Consider the following 17,430-nt stretch of genomic DNA (forward strand, 5'->3'; position numbering starts at 1 on the left):
CACCAGGCTGCCGTCGGGTGCGGTCCGTGCCGCGCGCCGAGCGTGGTGGAGCAGCATGAGGGCGAGCAGCCCCGCCACCTCGGGGTGGTCGATCGCGGCGGCGAGCTGCCGGGTGAGCCGGATCGCCTCGCCGGCGAGGTCGACGTCGCCGGAATAGCCCTCGTTGAAGACCAGGTAGAGGACACGCAGCACGGTGGCGACGTCGCCGGGCTGGTCGAACCGTACGCCGGAGACCGTGCGCTTGGCCCGGCTGATGCGCTGCGCCATTGTCGCCTCGGGCACCAGGTAGGCCTGCGCGATCTGACGGGTGGTCAGCCCGCCTACGGCGCGCAACGTGAGCGCGACGGCGGACGACGGCGTCAGCGACGGGTGCGCGCACAGGAAGTAGAGCTGAAGCGTGTCGTCCGCAGCGGGAGTCGGCCCGGGAGCCGGCTCCTCGTCGACACGCTCCTCGCGCCGGCGACGGGCGACGTCCGAGCGCGTCGCGTCGAGGAACCGGCGCCAGCCGACGGTGACCAACCACCCCTTCGGATCCCGGGGTTGCTCTTCCGGCCAGACCCGGACCGCCTCGACCAATGCGTCCTGCACCGCGTCCTCGGCCGCCGCGAAGTCGGCTCCGCGGCGGACGAGGACCGCGATCACACCCGGGATGAGCTTCCGGAGCAGTGCGTCGTTCACTCGGTCACCGTGGGCGGCGCGGCGAAGAACGGACGCACTTCGAGCCACTCGTGGATCGGCTTCCCGCCGGCCCCCGGCGCGGCCGACAGCTCCCCGGCCAACTCGATCGCGCGTTCCTCGCTGTCGACGTCGACGACCATCCACCCGGCGATGAGGTCCTTGGTCTCCGCGAACGGGCCGTCGGTGACCGGCGCCCGCCCCTCGCCGTCGTACCGGACCCACTTCCCCTCGGGCGCGAGCGCCTGCGCGTCGACGAGCTCCCCGGTCTGCTCCAGCCGGTCCGCGAACTCCTGCATGAACCGGATGTGGTCCGAGATCTCCTCGGGCGTCCACCGGTCCATCGGCACGTCGTTCACCGCAGCCGGCGCGCCGCGGTAGTGCTTCAGCAGCAGGTACTTCGCCATGATGGTTCTCCTCGATGCCGTGCGACCCATTGTGGCCGCGTTCATACCGGAGACGGAGCCGCCCACAGGTTCTCGACATCCCGCACGAGAATTTTTGCTGCCCGTGCGGACGGGCCTGACGAGACACCGCGCTCCCGCTCCCGTCGGGCTACTGCTTGCCGCTTGCCTCGGCGAGGGTGTGTGCCACCAAGGCGTTGGCGTGGCCGTGTCCGAGACCGTGCTCGGCCTTGAGCCAGTTCACGAGCTCCATGTGCCTGGTCAGGGGTGAGGAGCGGATGAGGTCCTTCCACTCCGCGATCGGGCGACCGTACTTCTTCTCGATCGAGGGGAAGTAACTGGCAGGGCCCTTGGCGGTCTGAGTCATGTCGGTGATGTCCCGTCTGTCGGCGATCTTCTGAAACTGCCCGCCACCGTCACACATACGTCCGTCTGCGGGACCGGTGTCGTTGCTTACATGACCGGCGGTGGCGACCGAAACCATCGGCCATTCGACGTGGGCTGCGTCACATGAAGATCGAAGAACGATCGGACGGGACCACGGTGGCGGGACGCGGTCACCACGCGTTCACCGGACGCTGTCGGGTCCGCGTGCCCCCGGCCGGCCGATCCGCGCGGAGCTCATCGTGGCCGGCGTCCGGGGCCTCGGGCCGATCGGCCGGTCGGCTGCGGCGCGCTTCGGCCGAGCTCGGCCAGGCGCGAGAGTGCGGGCAGCGCTTCGGCGATCGCAGCACGCTGCTCGGCGGTGAGCCGCGCCAGGAGCGGGGTGAGGTGGCGGGCCCGGTCCGCGCGGCGCGAGTGCATGACACGGCGTCCCGCCTCGGTGATGTGGACGAGCACGGCGCGCCCGTCGGTGGGATCGGGGCGCCGCTCGACCAGCCCGTCGCGTTCCAGGCGGGTGACCAACTGCGTGATGGCGGGCTGGGTGATCTGCTCGGTCCGGGTCAGTTCGGTGAGCCGCATGGGGGTGTCGCGGGACGCGAGGGTGTCCAGGACGGACAGCGTCGTGAACGGGAGCTGCTCCAGCGCCGGGAGCCGGATGTAGAAGCGGTTGAAGTTCTCGATCGCGGCGGTGAAGGCGTCCACGTCGAGGTCTGCATTCGGGGTGTGGTCCACGCCGATGATTGTATCGGCGATTTATTTAAGTTGCTTATGCTGTTGCCTGTGCGGGGCCGTTGCGACGGCCGCCGCCATGCCGGCGTGCCCGGTGACACGAAGATCCCACGAGAGGCGCACCCCATGACAGTTCGCATCGGAATCAACGGTTTCGGACGTATCGGCCGCAATGTCTTCCGGGCCGCGGTCGCACGTGGCGCGGACCTTGAGATCGTCGCGGTCAACGATCTCGGCGACGTGGCCGCGATGGCCCACCTGCTGGCTTACGACTCGGTACTCGGCCGATTCCCGGGCGAGATCACGGCCGAGCCGGGGAAGATCCACGTCGACGGCCGTGCCGTCGCCGTCCTCGCCGAGCGCGACCCCGCCGCACTCCCCTGGGGCGACCTCGGCGTGGACATCGTCATCGAGTCCACCGGAGTGTTCACCGACGCCGCCAAGGCCCGGTCGCATGTCGACGGCGGTGCGAAGAAAGTCGTCATCGCTGCCCCCGCCACCGGGGAGGACGTCACCGTCGTGCTGGGCGTCAACGAGGACGCTTACGACCCGGAGCGCCACACCGTCGTCTCGAACGCGTCCTGCACCACCAACTGCCTCGGCGTACTGGCCAAAGTGCTGCACGAGGCGGTGGGCATCGACTCGGGCATGATGACGACCGTCCACGCGTACACCCAGGACCAGAACCTCATGGACGCCCCGCACGGCGACCTGCGCCGCGCCCGCGCCGCGGCCCTCAACATCACGCCCACCTCCAGCGGCGCGGCCAAGGCGATCGGCCTCGTCCTGCCCGAACTCCGTGGCCGCCTGGACGCATTCGCCCTGCGCGTGCCGGTGCCCACCGGCTCGGTGACGGACCTCACGGTCGTGACGAGCCGGCCGACGAGCGTGGCGGAAGTCAAGGAGGCGTACGCGGCGGCCGCCGCGGGCCCCTACCGGGGACTGCTGTCGTACACCGAGGCGCCGATCGTCAGCACCGACATCGCCGGAGACCCTGCGTCGTGCGTGTTCGACGCGGAACTCACGCGCGTCCAAGGCCCCCAGGTCAAGGTGGTCGGCTGGTACGACAACGAATGGGGCTACGCCAACCGCCTCATCGACCTGTCCCTGCTCATCGGCGCGTCGCTCTGACGGGTCTCGGTTTGTTGTTCAACCGGTTCCGGTCGGCGAGGTTCCGACGTCGTGGCGGGGTGCGGGTCGGCGGCGAGCGGTCGGGCGAGGAACAGGGGTAGTTGTCGCAGTCGGGTCAGGCACTGGGCGCAGATGTGCCCGCAGCCCCCGTCAAGTTCGCGAACTCAGCCGGGGCTGCGGGCTGTTGCTGATCAGCGTTTGATGGTCTCCGTCAGGGCGGTCCACGCGGCGGGCGAGACGGTCAGGTGGCCGCGCGCTGCGTCTTTGGAGTCGCGGGCGCCGATCACACTGTCGAGCGAAGCGACCTCGACGCATTCCTGAGCGACCTGGCCGCTGTAGCTCGACTTTCGCCAACTGGGGGCCTGGGGTGGTGAGTTGTACATCAGCTCTCCAAGAGGTCTCGCAACAGCCGTTGGGAACGTGACGGCGAAAGGGCCTCGGCTCGGAGAAGATCGTATCGGCGCTCCACGTCCGCGACAGCATGGGTTTGGGTAACCAACTTGCCCTTGAAAATATCGTCGGCGTAGGCGCACTCGCCACGGGCCGGAATCGAAAGCAGGACGAACGAGCCATCCATGCATGGGTGCAGGCCGCTGTCGATCGGGACCACTTCCACCACCACGTTGGGCAACTCCGCCATCTCAAGCAGGTGTTCAAGCTGCACCTTGGCCACCTCCGGCTCCTGCTTCAGGCGAAGCAGCGCAGCTTCATCGATGGCGGCCCAATACTGAGGCGCCTCTTTCGCAGTAAGCAAGTGCGCTCGCGCAAGGCGTTTCGCTACCCAAGCATCTACGGTCACCGCCGGAAGCCTGGCCGCGCGCAGAAGTGACCGCGTGTACTGCTCGCACTGCAGCAGGCCAGGAATCGTCTGCGGTTGGAACGTTCGGATGCGTTTGGCTCGTCGTTCGGCAGCGGCGAACGTCTCAAACCAGCCGGGTTGTTCCTCGGCAAGACGGTACGCGTGGAACGCGGTGGCAACCAGCAACCCGGTTGCACCAAGAGTTCGGTCAATCTCGGCGACGAACTCGGGACTCGGCTTCCGTTCAGCAGTTTCAATCTGTCCAACAAAAGACCCTGTTGAATGGAGAGCGCTCCCCATCTGGTTTTGTGTCATCCCGGCGAGTGTGCGGAGATGTCGCACGTAAGCGCCAAAAAGATCCCACATCGAAGCCTCAGGGTCCAGATCCTTTGGTGCAGGCATCGCCACGCCCATCCGTCAGATTCAACTGTTGAATGTCGATCCGTTCCCACAGTACGCCGAAATGTGTTCGCTGGGTAGTGGTTTGACTACACACGGAGGTCGGGATGAGTGATGCCGTGGGACACGAACGACGGCGGGAGAGTCGGATGACGATCAGGACGTACCGAGCGGATGCCGACGGTCCGGTGTCCGACAGCGAGAACCAACTCCTTGTCGCGCGCCCGCGCGACCCCTTCTCCCTGCCCTCCACACCGCTGGTCTGGCCGGCCTGCCTGTGCCCGAAGTGCCAAGAGGGAGGCGCGAGTTGAACGGGATGTCGGCCCGCGTCACCGTGATCCAGCTGACACCGGAGGCGCTGGGCCGCCTCCCCTGCCCGCATCGCTCGCTGGAGATCCGCTTCCCACGCGCGGCGATCGAACAACCGGGCGGGTACTACCTGGACGGTCCCCTGTCACTACGAACATCCCCCGTGGAGGCCGCCCTTCTCGCGCTGGCCATCCGAGACAACATCAGCGCCGCCGCGTTGGCCGAAGCCCGACGCCTCCACGAACACCCGCACACCGGCGCCGACACGGGAGTTCTGACCCGCGTTCTCTCCGGCCTGCGTGACCTGTGAGGGCGACCGTACGCCACCCCGTACCCTCCGCCCGCATGGTCCTCCGCACGCAGGCCTGCATCGAAGATGCCGGACGACGACGTGCTGATCGCGGAGCTCATCGTGTCGCCTGGATCATCGAGCGCGTTCGCCCAGCGTGCAAGGCAGCATCACGGTCGCTAGCCGATCTCGACGACACGGGCCCACTGCGGGGGCAGGTCGGGAGCGTAGTCGGGATTGCGTTCGTTGACACGCCTCGATGGGCGGGGGAAGAGGCCGATCACGGTTCGGGCGGCGGGTTGCGTCGTGGGCCATGGGGTTTGGCCGTCGGTGAGGACCACGATGACGTCGGGACGGGGTCGGGCGCGGAGAGCTTGCGCGAAACCTTCGCGCAGGTCGGTCCCTCCCCCGCCGACGAGGGGGATCCCTTCGGCGCGGCACAGGGAGTGGACCGACTGGGCTGCGGCGTCGCAGGACAGTACCGTCACCAGGTCCCGACGGCCGCCCACCGCGCGGGCGATCGCGGCGACTTCCAGGAGCGCACTGCCCAGTTCCGTGTCGCTGACGGAGCCGGAGGTGTCGATGACGACGGAGACGCGGGGCGGGGTGCGACGCAGGCTCGGCAGGACGGCCCCGGGGACGGACGCCGAGCGCCGCGACGGTCGGCCGTACGTGTAGTCGTCGCCCGCGCCGGCGCCCGAGGCCGCCGAGCGGATCGCAGCGCCCAGCAACTCCCGCCACGGCTGCGGCGGGTGGAATGCCTCGTCGGCCCAGCGCTGCCAGCCGGCCGGGGTGTCCCCGGGCATGCCTTTGATGCCCTCCGCGACCCGGAACCGGACGGCGTCGCGTTCCTGCGGGCTGAGGCCGTGGGCTCCGTCCGGGCCCAGCTCCCAGTCCCGGTCGAGTCCGTCGGCACCGCTGCCGCATTCCAGCCAGGCGTAGATCTCCGTACGCGGGCCGAGGCCGAATTGGCGGAGGTAGTCCTCCATGAGTTCGCCGCTTCGCAGTGCCAGCTTCGCGGGGTCGACGATGCCTCGCGGACGGGCGAGACCGTCGCCGTAGATGTCGTCGTTGATTTCGCAGTCGGCGGCGATGTTCATGCGCAACCGCTCGGCAGCGCCCGTCAGTTCGTGTCGGCGTGCGTAGCGGTCGCTGCGGCCGTGGTGGTCGCGCAGCAGGTGCGACACCTCGTGGACCCATACGCCGGCCAGTTCCTCCAGCGGCGTACGGGCGACGAAGCCCGGCGAGACGTAACACCGCCAGTGCCGGTCGACGCCCATTGTCGGCACGTGCCGCGACTCGACCACGTGCAGGGCGAACAGCGCGGTGGCCAGATAGGGGCGGGCCCGCGCGGCGTGGAGCCGGGCGGCGAAGAGTTTGTCGAAGTCGAGGGACGACTCCGGTGCTTCCGTGGTCATCGGCCCGCCTTCGCGCGCGCGGCGTCCGCACGCCGTGACAAGGTGACCACGCCCGACAGCGCCTCGATCGACGCGGGAACCTCCCAGTCCTCCTGGCGCAGCGACGCGAGCGTGGTCGCCGGTACTACGACCAGGTCCGGCGCGCCGGTCTCCACCGCCCTCACCAGCAGCCGCCACGCCGCGTCCCAGCGGGTCTTCTCGGGGCGCTTGCGGACCGCGTCCACGACGCCGTCGAGTACGGCCTGCCGCAGGTCGCCGCGTTCGGGCAGTTCGGCGCTTTCCGGGTCGGCGAGCAGTGTCTCGGGGTCCGGGAGGTCCATCCGGTCGATGCTCGCGAGCAGTTCGAGCCCCGGCCCGTCGCCGATGGTGCCCCTGACCAGCATCGACAGGACGTCGCGTGAGGAGCCGGCGGCGGTCGCGAACGCGACCAGGCGCATGGCCATCTCCCAACTCCGCGGGGACGGCCACGGCCCGCCCCGGCGTGTCTCGGTGCCGGGCAGCCGGTGTACGAGAGTGGGCCGCGCGGTGAGGAGGCCGCACACCGCGCGGCGTGCGAAGGCCACGGCATGCGGCAGCGCGGCGGGGTCGAGTCGGGGGAGTTCCGCTCGGGGCCAGGTCCCTCCGAGGCCGCGCACCACCACGTCGGGGTCGTGCACCCACTGGAGGTGGACGAAGCGGTTCGCCAGCGGCGGGCTCAGTTCCCAGCCGTCGGCCGCCGACGAGCGCGGGTTGGCGGCGGCCACGATCCTCACCTCGGGCGGGAGTTGGAGAGCGCCGATGCGTCGCTCCAGGACGAGGCGCAGCAGCGCGGCCTGCACCGCCGGTGGCGCGGTGGACAGTTCGTCCAGGAAGAGCAGCCCTCGGCCCGCGCGCACAAGGCGTACGGCCCAGTCGGGCGGGGCCATGGGGATGCCCTGTTCGGCGGGGTCGTCGCCGACGACGGGCAGGCCGGAGAAGTCGGAGGGCTCGTGCACGCTCGCGATGACGGTGGTCAGCGGAAGGTCCAGGGAGTCGGCGAGTTGGGTGAGTGCGGCGGTTTTGCCGATCCCCGGCTCACCCCACAGGAGCACCGGCAGGTCGGCGGCCACGGCGAGGGTCAGCGCCTCCAGTTGCATGTCGGGGCGCGGTTCGGTGGTGGTGTCGCGCAGCAGCGTCAACAGCGTTGCTGCAACGTCGAGTTGCGAGGGCTCCGGCGGGGTGGCGGCGAACTCGGTGGCCAAGTCGTCGGCGGCGAAAGGGGCGTACGTGGGCATGCGTGATCACCTTGAGGGGTTCGGGGCGCGGCCGAAGCGGCTGCGCGAAGGCAAGTCGGTTCAGCGGCAGGCGGCGTGGCGTGTGCGCGAGCGCCGACTGTGGACGTTGGTGTTCTTCGGTGGGAGGCGGTCGGGTGCGCGTCCGGCCAGCCCGGCGCGGTACAGCCCGTACGTGACGCGCTGCCGCGCCGCCGTCTCCAAGGCGTCCCGCAGTGGGCCGGTGCGCAGCACCGCTTCGGGGCCGAGCAGGTCTTCGACGACGGCCAGTGCGCCGGCGGTGTCGCCGTGGGCCAGGCGTTCGCGGATGCCGTCGAGGCAGTCCGGACGCCGGTGCGCCTGGTCGATGACCTGGAGGCAAGGCAGCGGTGTTCCGGTGAGGGCGACGAGCAGTTCCTCGCGGCGGATTTCGTCCGGGTCGTGGTCGAGCGGCACGAGGATCCCGTCGATCAGGCCGATCCGGTGCCGGGCTCCCCGGCAGTCCACGAGGCGGGTGTGTCCCGGCTCGGGACGAGTCGGCGGCGTCGGCGCATGACCCGGCACGAGTGCCGAGGCGACGAGCGGGTGGAGCCGGTCGGGGTCGATCGCGCCGGTGCGCAGCAGTTCCAGATCAGGCGGCTCCCAGGTCGCCGCATCGGGCAGGACAGGCAGAGCGGGCCCGCGTTCCTTGTACGACGCGACGCGCACGCGCGCGGCACCCCCGTCCGTCTCCAGGGTCAGCCGGTGCCGTGCCCCGAGCCGCACCGCGACGGCGCCGGACCGCCCCTCGGCGGCGAGCAGAATCTGCGCCTCGGCTGTCCACCGGTCGACGGCGCAGCGCTGCACCTCCTCCACCAGGGCGAGCAACTCCCGTGCAGGAGACTCCAGTTGGGGTGGGTCCGAGCCCGGCGACGCCCCGGACCGCACCCGCAACTCATCGGCCCTGCGGGTGTCCCACAGGTGGCGGTGGAGATCGAGGCGGAAGCGGGCGTTGGGGCGCGGGTGCGGGTGTCGGGCCGCACCACTGTCGGATCCGTCCCACAGCGTGAGGCTGATCCGCTGCCCGGCGTCGGCCCACGCCGGAACGGTCCGGACCACAAGGTGGACAGGCCTTCGGTGTTCCGAAGTGCCGTACCGCGCAAGGGCGATGGTCAGTCCGGGGCGCAGCAGCCCGTCGGGGGCGATCCTCGGCATGTGCCAGCGCAGGAGATCCGGCGCGAGGTGGCGGAGGTCGGCCCGTACGAGGCCCGCGAGTTCGCGGCCGTGGGTGCGTGCCAGAACACGCAGACTGAGGTCGACGTCGAAGCCCGTTGCGGCGCAGGCGCCTGCCCAGTCCCCGACACGGCGGCGGGCGGTCGCGGCTTCGATCATGGAGGGCGGCACGGCGAATTCACGCACGCGCGGCCAGAAGGAGAAACGGGAGTCCCCGTACGCGGCCTGAGTGAGCATCAGCACTCACCTTGCGCGGACGGGACCCCCAATCTGACAGGAGATTGAGTCGTCATCGCGAGCGATCCTAGCGCCCGGGCACCGACAACCGCCAGGCGCGTCCCCACACGCGCACGAAGTGGCCGTGCCACGAGGGGAGTTGCGAGGTCGGCCCCGACGTATGTGTGCGCCGGGCCCGGCGATCGCCTGCGGTGGCGTCGACGTGGCGGCTCAGCGGCTCAACACGGTCTCCCGCCCGACCCGCGACAGCTTCTCCGGGTTGCGCACGAGGTAGAGCCCGGTGATCAGACCGTTGTCGACGCGCATCGCCACGACGCAGTCGAGTTGGCCGTCGAACCGCACGATGAGCCCGGGGCAGCCGTTGACCTGGACCGGCTCGGCCGACACCTCGACGGTGAACTTGGTACGGCCGCCGGCGAGCAGGCGGGTGATCTTGTCGGCTCCCACGATGGGGCGCAGCACGGCCTTCTTGACGCCGCCGCCGTCGCTCAGCAGGACGACGTCCGGCGCGAGCACGTCGACCAGATCCTGGAGGTCGCCGGTCTCGATGGCCCGCTGGAAGGCCCGCATCGCGTCCCGGGTCTCGGCCGGGGAGACCACGTCGCGCGGTCGGCGCGCGGCGACGTGGGCCCGTGCCCGGTGGGCGATCTGGCGGACCGCGGCGGGACTCTTGTCGACGGCTTGCGCGATCTCGTCGTACGCCAGGTCGAAAACCTCGCGCAGCACGAACACCGCCCGCTCGGTCGGCGCGAGGGTCTCCATCACCAGCAGCATCGCCATCGAGACGCTGTCGGCGAGTTCGACGTCCTCGGCAACGTCGGGGGCGGTCAGCAGCGGCTCGGGCAGCCACGGCCCCACGTACGACTCCTTGCGCCGCCCGATCGCGCGCATGCGGTCCAGTGCCTGCCGCGTGGCGATGCGCACCAGGTAGGCACGGTGGTCCCGCACGGTGTCGAGGTCGACGCCCACCCAGCGCAGCCACGTCTCCTGGAGGACGTCTTCGGCGTCGGCCGCGGAGCCGAGCATTTCGTAGGCGACCGTGAACAGCAGGTTGCGGTGCGCGACGAACGCCTTGGTCGCCGAGTCCATGCCGGCCTCGGCGACCGGCGCCCCGGTTGTCTCCGTCGCCGGTTCGCTGCGCTCGCTCATCCCGTGCTCCCGCCTGTTCGCTCGATGGTGTCGCACGCACAAGACGCCGCCGTCCGCCGCCTTGTGACACCCGTCCGTGGTGGCGCTCGTCACACGGGCCGCACTGTCACAAGCACCGAACGGCCCGCGTCTGGTGCTCGTCAGGACGCCGCGCGAACAATCCGCGCGGCAGTTCACGCACCACGAGTGAGGACGAACTCATGGCAACCACGCAGGCGGAGGCCGCGGCGATCGCGTCGCGCCGGTGGGCCGCGCTGGTGTTCATCGGGCTGGCCCAGATCATGATCGTTCTGGATGCCACCATCGTGAACATCGCGCTCCCGTCGCTCCAACAGGACCTGGAGATCTCGGACGGCGACCGGCAGTGGATCATCACCGCGTACACGCTGGCGTTCGGCAGCCTGCTGTTGCTCGGCGGCCGGATCGCCGACTACACCGGCCGCAAGCGCACGTTCCTGATCGCGCTGCTCGGCTTCACCGCCGCGTCCGCGCTCGGCGGCGCGGCGCCCAACTTCGAGATGCTGCTGGTCGCCCGTGCGTCGCAGGGCGCGTTCGGTGCGCTGCTCGGTCCGTCCGCGCTGTCGCTGCTGACGGTGATGTTCACCGAACCGAAGGAGCGCGCCAAGGCGTTCGGGATCTGGGGTGCCATCAGCGCGACGGGCGGTGCGATAGGGCTGCTGGCCGGCGGGGTGCTGACCGAGTACCTGGACTGGCGCTGGTGCCTGTACGTCAACATCCCGATCGCCCTGATCGCGGCAGTCGGCGGGTACGCGGTCCTCGTCGAGTCGCGGCACACCGGCAGGGCGCGGTTCGACGTCCCCGGTGTGCTTCTGGTGACCGGCGGCCTGGTCGCGATCGTGTACGCCGCCGGCCGGGCCGAGTCCGACGGCTGGGGCTCGGCGAAGATCATCGGTCTGCTGACGACCGGCGTGGTGCTGCTCACCGCGTTCGCGTTCGTCGAGCGCCGGGTCCGGCAGCCGCTGCTGCCGCTGCGCGTGGTCGCCGACCGGACGCGCGGAGGGGCGTACCTGGCCGTGGGCCTGTCCGTCATCGGGATGTTCGCGGCGTTCCTCTTCATGACTTACTACATGCAGGTCGTCAAAAACTACTCGCCGGTCAAGACGGGGGCGGCCTTCTTGCCGATGGTCCTGGCCGTCCTGGTGTCGGCGGGCGGCCTCAGCGCCCGACTGCTGCCCAAGCTCCCGCCGAGGGCGATGATCGTGCCCGGCATGCTCATCAGCTCCGTCGGCATGCTGTGGATGCTCACCCTGGAGTCCGACACGGGGTACGCCGGCGGCGTGTTGGTCACCCAACTGCTGTTCGGCTTCGGGGCGGGCCTGATCATGCCCGTGGCCCTGAACTACGCCACCCACGGCGTCGACGCGGACGACTCGGGCGTGGCCTCGGCCGGGATCAACACCGCGCAGCAGATCGGCGCCTCGATCGGCACCGCGCTGCTCAACACGATCGCCACCAGCGCGACCATGGACTACCTGCGCTCACACGGCACGGGCCCGGGCGTCGCCAGGGACGCGGCGGTGGAAGGCTTCAAGACGGCCGGGGCGTGGGCCTCGGGAATCATCCTCGTCGGCGCGCTGCTGGTCGCCGTGCTGATGAACACCCCGCGCCCGGTGCGGCAGACCGGCGCCGTGCGGACCAAGGACGCCGGGAACACGGGGAGTTCGGAGCCGCTGGTGGCACACATGTGACAACGCGAACGGGTCGGGGAAGGACGATGCCACACCGAGCCGATGACCATGCCCGCGAAGCCGCCGAGGTGACAGCGCGAACGGGTCGGGGAAGGACGATGCCACCTGGCACGCGTTCCCCGGCGTGCCGGAACCGCTCGCGGGAGTCCGAGTCGGCGCGGAACTCCCCGAGCAGGTCGAGCTCATCCGGGGAAGGACGATGCCACCGGTTGGCACGCCCTTCCCCGACCCGTTTCTCGGTCCCCCGTGTCCCGGTCCCCGTTTCCCGGTCCCCGTCTGACCGGTCCCCGTCTGACGGTCCCCGTTTCGCGGCGCTCGCCTCTCGGTGACCGCCGTCACGACGGGGTGTGCGTAGTCGTGCGGTGGGAGGCCTCGGCGGCCAGTTCGGGGTCGTGGGCCGCGATCAACTGGCGGACGCGTACCTCGGCGAGGGGGCCGAGGGCGTCGTAGATCTGGGCGAAGATGGCTCGCGCGCGGTGGGCGGGCCATTCGTCGGGCAGCAGGTTCGCAGGCAGTTCAGGGTCGATGCTGACCATCTCGCGCCACGCGTCCTTGATGCTCGTACGCACGACCAGCGCCTCGGAGGAGCCGACCTGGCCGCTGGTGACGCGGTCGAGCAACTCGGTTGATCCGGCGATGAATTCGTCGTACGCCGTGCGGATGACGTCGAGGTCCCAGGCATTGAGCGGGTCACCGTCGCCGCGGGCGTAGGTGAGTGTCGAGCGCAACACGGTGGCGTTGCGCACGCCGATGTTCTCCAGCAGCTCCACCGTCTGCCCGTGATCGGCGTGCGGTGACATCCACACGCCGTCGTGGACCGCGGCGTACCCGAGGAATTGCAGGCGGCGGCGGATGGAGTACCGCTGGTCGCGCTGTTCGTCGGTGAGCGAGAAAATCACCGTCGTCCACAGGCCGTCCCAGGGGCGCTCGGCGCCGAACTCCATCATGCGGTGCTGGGACTGCTCCAGGGCGCGGAAGGCCGCCGGCTTCATGCGGTAGAAGGTCCGGCGCCCTTTCTTCGACGGCTCCAGCACCCCTCGGCGTGCGAGGCGTCCGATGGCCGCGCGGGCGCTGACCGGTGTGATGCCGAAGTCGCCGAGCAGGCTGACCAGCGCGGCGGACGGCATCGGCTGGTCGGTCCGGAACCAGTAGTCGGTGAACAGGCCGTGGATGAGGATCTGCGGGTTCGCACCGACTTGGGCGCGCGGCAGGTCGACGTCGGCGAGCGTTGGCGTGGTCATCGGCGTGAGCGTATCGCCGTACGGCCGGACACTGCGTGTCGCCTCCTTCGTGGCCTCGTGCGCGTCGCGGCGACACCCCGGGGTCGGACGACGGCTACACGATGTCGCGCAGCTTCTTCGCGGCTGCGCGGGCTTGTGCGCGGCCGGTCGAGCGCAGGTGGCGCAGGCTTGTCGGCCGGTGTTCCGCAGATGTGGCGCCCGCCTTCTCACGCGGGCGTGTTGCCCTGGCCACAACGAGCTTGTCCGACTCGCGCGGCGTCGAGGTTCTTGGCCATACTCGGGCACGCGCGGCCGTGCCGCCCGGCTTGCCGAAGTGGGGAGATAAGTCACTTCGGACAGGCGTCGACCCTGTCGGGCGGCACAGCCCGCGTGCGGCGGGAACGCGGCGGCCGATGAGTCCGGCCGCCGCGTTCCGACTGTCCCCCTCCCCCGCTCTCGCCTGTGCGGCGGGTGATCCGGGCACCGTTCGCGGCTTGAGAAGGGGTGCGGAGGGACACCGTCGGGTGCTCCCGCCCCGGACCGAGCCGGCCTGGGGCCGGGTCAGCCGGGGACGGGTTCGGTGGGCGTCAGAAGGCCGGTTCGGCGACCATCTCGAAGAACGCCGCCCCGGAGTCGGGGATGCTCGGCTGCTGGAAGACGTTGACCGCGTACGAGACGAGGATCAGCGAGTAGAGCAGGCGAAGCAGGTTGAGCTCCGGCTCGGGGAGATCCTCGATGTCGAACCCGTTGAGGTATTCGATCGCTTCCTCGGCGCGCGGGGCGACCGCCTGGTAGTACGCGTCGAGTTCGTCCATCGACTTCGACAGGCGCACGTCGTACCGCTCCTGCCGGGTCGGCAGCGCCCACACCGCGACGTACTTCTCCAGCTCGGCGAACTGGCTCGGGAGCAGAGGGGTTTCGGCGGTCACTTGGTCTCACCCTTCTCGGCTTCGTACGCCGCGATGGCGTCCCGGTTGGTCTTGTGGAACGCGCGGATGAGCAGTTCCTGGTCGCTCAGGTGGAACTGGCGCGTGGCGCCGGTCTCCAGGCCGGACTGCGTGGCCTCGATCGTGTTCACGTCCTGCATCGCGAACTCGATGGTGCTGTCGACGATCAGCTCCTGCGCCAGACGCTCCTGCGCGTTCTTCGGCGGCACGAAGTAGATGTCGATGTCGTAGATGTGCGAGTTCACGGTCTCGGGCCAGTACTGGTACGTGATGTAGAACCCGCGGCCCCAGATCTGCACGTACAGGTTCGGGAACAGCCAGTACTGGTCGTTGCTCCAGGACTTGATCTCGCCCGGGTTGAGGAACTCGGGCAGCGGGCCGATGTCCGACGGGGTGTCGTCCGGGCCGAACAGGCCGGCGCGGAAGAGACGGTAGACCCACTTCTGGTCGTTGACCGCGGGGCCGAGCTCACCGGGCTTGCGCGCCGGCAGCTGCGGCGGGCCGGGCACCGAGGTGAGCATGTGCGGCGAGAACAGGTCGTAGTGGTACGAGTCGATCGGCGGAACCAGCTTCTCCGCCTTCGAGATGTCCTTGTCGAGGAAGCGCGCGTGCACGTACGGCGGGTGGTACCACTCGCTGACCGAGTCCACCGCGAGCTTCCAGTTGCCCTTGATCTTGGCGCGGAAGCCGTAGCGCTGCGTCAGCTTGTCGAACGGGTACTGCTCCAGCTCGCAGATGCGCTCACCGAGGAACTCCCGCAGCGGCGGCGGGTTCTCGGCCAGGCTCACGAAGATGAAGCCGGCGAACTCCTCGCACGCCAGCTTCGGCATGCGCAGGGTCTCCTTGGGCAGGTCGAAGAACTCGCCCTCGTTGGTGACGTGGGAGACCTTGCCTTCGAGGCCGTAGCGCCACCCGTGGTACTTGCAGTGGAACTCGCGGCAGAAGCCCGAGCTCTCGTCCTGCGGGTGCTCCTGCCAGACGACCTTGTTGCCGCGGTGCGCACACACGTTGTGGAACGCGTTGGGCTTGCCGTCGAGGCCCCGGGTGATCACGATCGACGCCAACTTGCCGGGCAGCTCGCGGGTGAAGTACGAGCCCTTGCGCGGCAGTTGCTCGGAGCGACCGACGTACAGCCAGGCCTGCCTGAAGACCGCCTCGCGCTCCCTCTTGAAGAACTCGGGCGAGGTGCAGTCGTCGTAGCTGACCGGCTCGGTGCCGAGTTCGGGGAACTCCGGCGTCCACTTGCCTCGGCCGGTGGCCAGGCGTTCCTGTATCTGCGTCATCGTGTGTGTCCTCTCCTCATCACGATGAAATGCTAGCCAGATTGTTTCGTGGTTGCAAGATATGTGTCGTGTATCAAGTCTGCCGCTCGCGCGTCTCACCCGCAGCGGTAGCCGGAGTGATCGTCCTCGCGCCGAGGTCTCGCCCGGATCCGCGGCACGGCCATATATTGGACAGATATCGATCGCCTCAGGAAAAGCATGCAGCCCTTCTGGGTGGGCCGTCTACGGGTCGCTGCCGTCGGCTCGGTGGGCATCCGGTCCCCCGGCCCCGGAAGGGGCGAAAACGGCGGAAGCACAGTGGTCTGCCCCACTCGTTGCCGACCCCCACTCGACCGCCGCGCCGCGGATGTGAGATGAACGTGTACGTCGATCAGCGACGACCCATACGGATGTACGACACCGGGAGTGGCATGCAGGACCGCGAGCACCTTTACATCGGTGGGGAACGAGTGACCCCGAGCACCGACCTCCGCATCGAGGTGGTCTCCCCCTTCACCGAAGAACCCCTTGCCAAGGTCGCCGCCGCCGGCACGGCGGACGTCGACCGGGCCGTCGCCGCCGCCCGGCAGGCCTTCGACGAGGGCCCCTGGCCGCGTCTCGACCCCGCCGAGCGCGTGGCCGCGATACGCAGGCTCGCCGAGGCCTTCGGCGAGCAGCGCAAAGACCTCGCCAAGCTCATCAGCGCCGAGCTGGGCGCGCCCATCTCGTTCGCCAAGCTCGCGCAGGTCGGCTTGCCGTGGTCGCTGATGGGCGCCTTCGCCGACCTCGCCGCCGACTACCCGTGGCAGGAGACCCGGCCGGGACGCTACGGCCTCGACATCCGCGTGCGTCGTGAGCCGGTCGGTGTGGTGGCCGCGGTGATCCCGTGGAACATGCCGCTGTTCCTCACCGTGACCAAGGTCATCCCGGCGCTGCTCGCCGGCTGCACGGTGGTGTTGAAGCCGGCGCCGGAGTCCTCGCTCGACGCGATGGCCTTCGCCGACGTGGTGGACAAGGCCGGTCTCCCGCCCGGCGTGGTCAACGTCGTACCCGCCGACCGGGACGTCAGCGCGTACCTCGTCGCCCACCCCGGCGTCGACAAGGTCTCCTTCACCGGATCGTCGGCCGCCGGCAAGCAGGTCGCGGCGGCTGCCGCGGCCAACCTCACCAAGGTCAGCCTCGAACTCGGCGGGAAGTCCGCGGCGATCGCGCTCGCGGACGCCGACCCGGCCGCCGTCGCGAGTGCGGTCCGCATGTCGGGTGTGGGCATGGCGTGGCAGATCTGCAACTCGCTGACCCGCGTGGTCGTTCCGGCGGACCGCGCCGACGACTACGCCGACGCGCTCGGCGCGGCGATGTCGGCCATCAAGGTCGGCGACCCGGCCGACCCCACCACGGAGATGGGGCCGCTTGTCGCCCAGCGCCAGCAGCTGCGGGTGCGGCAGTACATCGACAAGGGTGTGAGCGAGGGCGCCAAGCTCGTCGTCGGCGGCACGGAACTGCCCGAGGGCATCGACCGCGGGTGGTACGTGCGTCCCACGCTGTTCACCGGCGTGGACAACTCGATGACGATCGCGCAGGAGGAGATCTTCGGCCCGGTCATCGTGGTGATCCCCTACGCCGACGAGGACGAGGCGGTCCGCATCGCCAACGACTCCCCCTACGGCCTCGCCGGCTCGGTCTTCACCGCCGACACCGCACACGGCCTCGACATCGCCGCCCGGGTCCGCACCGGCACCTTCGGCGTCAATCAGGGCTATTCGATGGACCCCGCCGCCCCCTTCGGCGGCGTCAAGTCCAGCGGTTACGGCCGCGAACTCGGCCCCGAGGGCCTCGACGGTTACACCAACGTCAAGTCGATCTCGGTCGCCCCGTCCGCATAGGCAGCGGCTCGGGGGGGGGGGGGGGGGGGGGGGGGGGGGGGGGGG

17 protein-coding genes and 1 pseudogene are annotated in these 17,430 nt (G+C 69.9%); 5 read left to right on the top strand and 13 right to left on the bottom strand.

What is annotated here, in order from left to right:
- The 4 genes from ACRX5W_RS16610 to ACRX5W_RS16625 form a co-directional block, all read right to left on the bottom strand.
- Positions 1-678: DUF6596 domain-containing protein (locus ACRX5W_RS16610; RefSeq protein WP_436788928.1), on the bottom strand; the 678-nt coding region annotated here is incomplete at its 3' end.
- Entirely contained in the window at positions 675-1,082 is a 408-nt protein-coding gene (locus tag ACRX5W_RS16615; protein WP_436788929.1) for a YciI family protein, read from the bottom strand. The genes ACRX5W_RS16610 and ACRX5W_RS16615, both read right to left, overlap by 4 nt.
- A 148-nt stretch (positions 1,083-1,230) precedes the next feature.
- The gene (locus ACRX5W_RS16620; protein WP_436788930.1) at positions 1,231-1,446 is read right to left on the bottom strand and encodes a DUF4287 domain-containing protein; all 216 of its coding nucleotides are present in this window, start codon (positions 1,444-1,446) and stop codon (positions 1,231-1,233) included.
- 254 nt (positions 1,447-1,700) lie between these two features.
- Complete coding sequence (locus tag ACRX5W_RS16625; RefSeq protein WP_436788931.1) at positions 1,701-2,195, bottom strand: MarR family winged helix-turn-helix transcriptional regulator; 495 nt, start codon at positions 2,193-2,195, stop codon at positions 1,701-1,703.
- A gap of 123 nt (positions 2,196-2,318) precedes the next feature.
- On the opposite strand from ACRX5W_RS16625, the gene gap reads away from it, so the two are divergent.
- Entirely contained in the window at positions 2,319-3,323 is a 1,005-nt protein-coding gene (gap, locus tag ACRX5W_RS16630) for a type I glyceraldehyde-3-phosphate dehydrogenase (RefSeq protein ID WP_436788932.1), read from the top strand.
- Positions 3,324-3,514: 191 nt separating this feature from the next.
- On the opposite strand, the gene ACRX5W_RS16635 is transcribed toward gap, so the two are convergent.
- Entirely contained in the window at positions 3,515-3,706 is a 192-nt protein-coding gene (locus ACRX5W_RS16635) for a DUF397 domain-containing protein (protein WP_436788933.1), read from the bottom strand.
- On the bottom strand, positions 3,706-4,524 hold the full coding sequence (locus ACRX5W_RS16640; RefSeq protein WP_436789162.1) for a helix-turn-helix domain-containing protein: 819 nt from the start codon (positions 4,522-4,524) through the stop codon (positions 3,706-3,708). Before ACRX5W_RS16640 ends, ACRX5W_RS16635 begins: the two co-directional genes overlap by 1 nt.
- A gap of 146 nt (positions 4,525-4,670) precedes the next feature.
- On the opposite strand from ACRX5W_RS16640, the gene ACRX5W_RS16645 reads away from it, so the two are divergent.
- Together ACRX5W_RS16645 and ACRX5W_RS16650 are read left to right on the top strand one after the other, a co-directional pair.
- A complete protein-coding gene (locus tag ACRX5W_RS16645; protein WP_436788934.1) occupies positions 4,671-4,832 on the top strand; it encodes a hypothetical protein in 162 nt (53 codons plus the stop codon).
- On the top strand, positions 4,829-5,140 hold the full coding sequence (locus ACRX5W_RS16650) for a hypothetical protein (RefSeq protein WP_436788935.1): 312 nt from the start codon (positions 4,829-4,831) through the stop codon (positions 5,138-5,140). Before ACRX5W_RS16645 ends, ACRX5W_RS16650 begins: the two co-directional genes overlap by 4 nt.
- Before the next feature lie 158 nt (positions 5,141-5,298).
- Here ACRX5W_RS16650 and ACRX5W_RS16655 read toward each other — a convergent pair whose 3' ends face one another.
- The 4 genes from ACRX5W_RS16655 to ACRX5W_RS16670 all read right to left on the bottom strand — a co-directional run bounded on the left by ACRX5W_RS16655 (position 5,299) and on the right by ACRX5W_RS16670 (position 10,364).
- Positions 5,299-6,537 (bottom strand): vWA domain-containing protein, encoded by a 1,239-nt coding sequence (locus ACRX5W_RS16655; RefSeq protein WP_436788936.1) that lies wholly within the window; start codon positions 6,535-6,537, stop codon positions 5,299-5,301.
- A complete protein-coding gene (locus ACRX5W_RS16660) occupies positions 6,534-7,790 on the bottom strand; it encodes an AAA family ATPase (protein ID WP_436788937.1) in 1,257 nt (418 codons plus the stop codon). Before ACRX5W_RS16660 ends, ACRX5W_RS16655 begins: the two co-directional genes overlap by 4 nt.
- Before the next feature lie 60 nt (positions 7,791-7,850).
- Positions 7,851-9,215 carry a hypothetical protein gene (locus ACRX5W_RS16665; RefSeq protein WP_436788938.1) on the bottom strand — a complete coding sequence of 455 codons (1,365 nt, stop codon included), beginning with the start codon at positions 9,213-9,215 and terminating at the stop codon, positions 7,851-7,853.
- 210 nt (positions 9,216-9,425) lie between these two features.
- Positions 9,426-10,364 carry an RNA polymerase sigma-70 factor gene (locus ACRX5W_RS16670; protein WP_436788939.1) on the bottom strand — a complete coding sequence of 313 codons (939 nt, stop codon included), beginning with the start codon at positions 10,362-10,364 and terminating at the stop codon, positions 9,426-9,428.
- Between the two features lie 179 nt (positions 10,365-10,543).
- Here ACRX5W_RS16670 and ACRX5W_RS16675 point away from each other — a divergent pair.
- Positions 10,544-12,073, top strand: a pseudogene (locus ACRX5W_RS16675) (MFS transporter); the annotation flags it as partial.
- 335 nt (positions 12,074-12,408) lie between these two features.
- Here the strand turns inward: ACRX5W_RS16675 and ACRX5W_RS16680 are convergent.
- The 3 genes from ACRX5W_RS16680 to ACRX5W_RS16690 all read right to left on the bottom strand — a co-directional run bounded on the left by ACRX5W_RS16680 (position 12,409) and on the right by ACRX5W_RS16690 (position 15,523).
- Positions 12,409-13,314: a PaaX family transcriptional regulator gene (locus ACRX5W_RS16680; RefSeq protein WP_436788940.1), complete on the bottom strand. Its 906-nt coding sequence runs from the start codon at positions 13,312-13,314 to the stop codon at positions 12,409-12,411.
- A gap of 566 nt (positions 13,315-13,880) precedes the next feature.
- Complete coding sequence (locus ACRX5W_RS16685; protein WP_436788941.1) at positions 13,881-14,222, bottom strand: hypothetical protein; 342 nt, start codon at positions 14,220-14,222, stop codon at positions 13,881-13,883.
- Positions 14,219-15,523 carry an aromatic ring-hydroxylating oxygenase subunit alpha gene (locus ACRX5W_RS16690; RefSeq protein WP_436788942.1) on the bottom strand — a complete coding sequence of 435 codons (1,305 nt, stop codon included), beginning with the start codon at positions 15,521-15,523 and terminating at the stop codon, positions 14,219-14,221. Before ACRX5W_RS16690 ends, ACRX5W_RS16685 begins: the two co-directional genes overlap by 4 nt.
- Before the next feature lie 410 nt (positions 15,524-15,933).
- On the opposite strand from ACRX5W_RS16690, the gene ACRX5W_RS16695 reads away from it, so the two are divergent.
- A complete protein-coding gene (locus ACRX5W_RS16695; RefSeq protein WP_436788943.1) occupies positions 15,934-17,385 on the top strand; it encodes an aldehyde dehydrogenase in 1,452 nt (483 codons plus the stop codon).
- The last annotated feature ends 45 nt before the right edge of the window (positions 17,386-17,430 follow it).

This window comes from Yinghuangia sp. YIM S10712 (genome assembly GCF_051388935.1).
Classification (GTDB): Bacteria; Actinomycetota; Actinomycetes; order Streptomycetales; family Streptomycetaceae; genus Yinghuangia.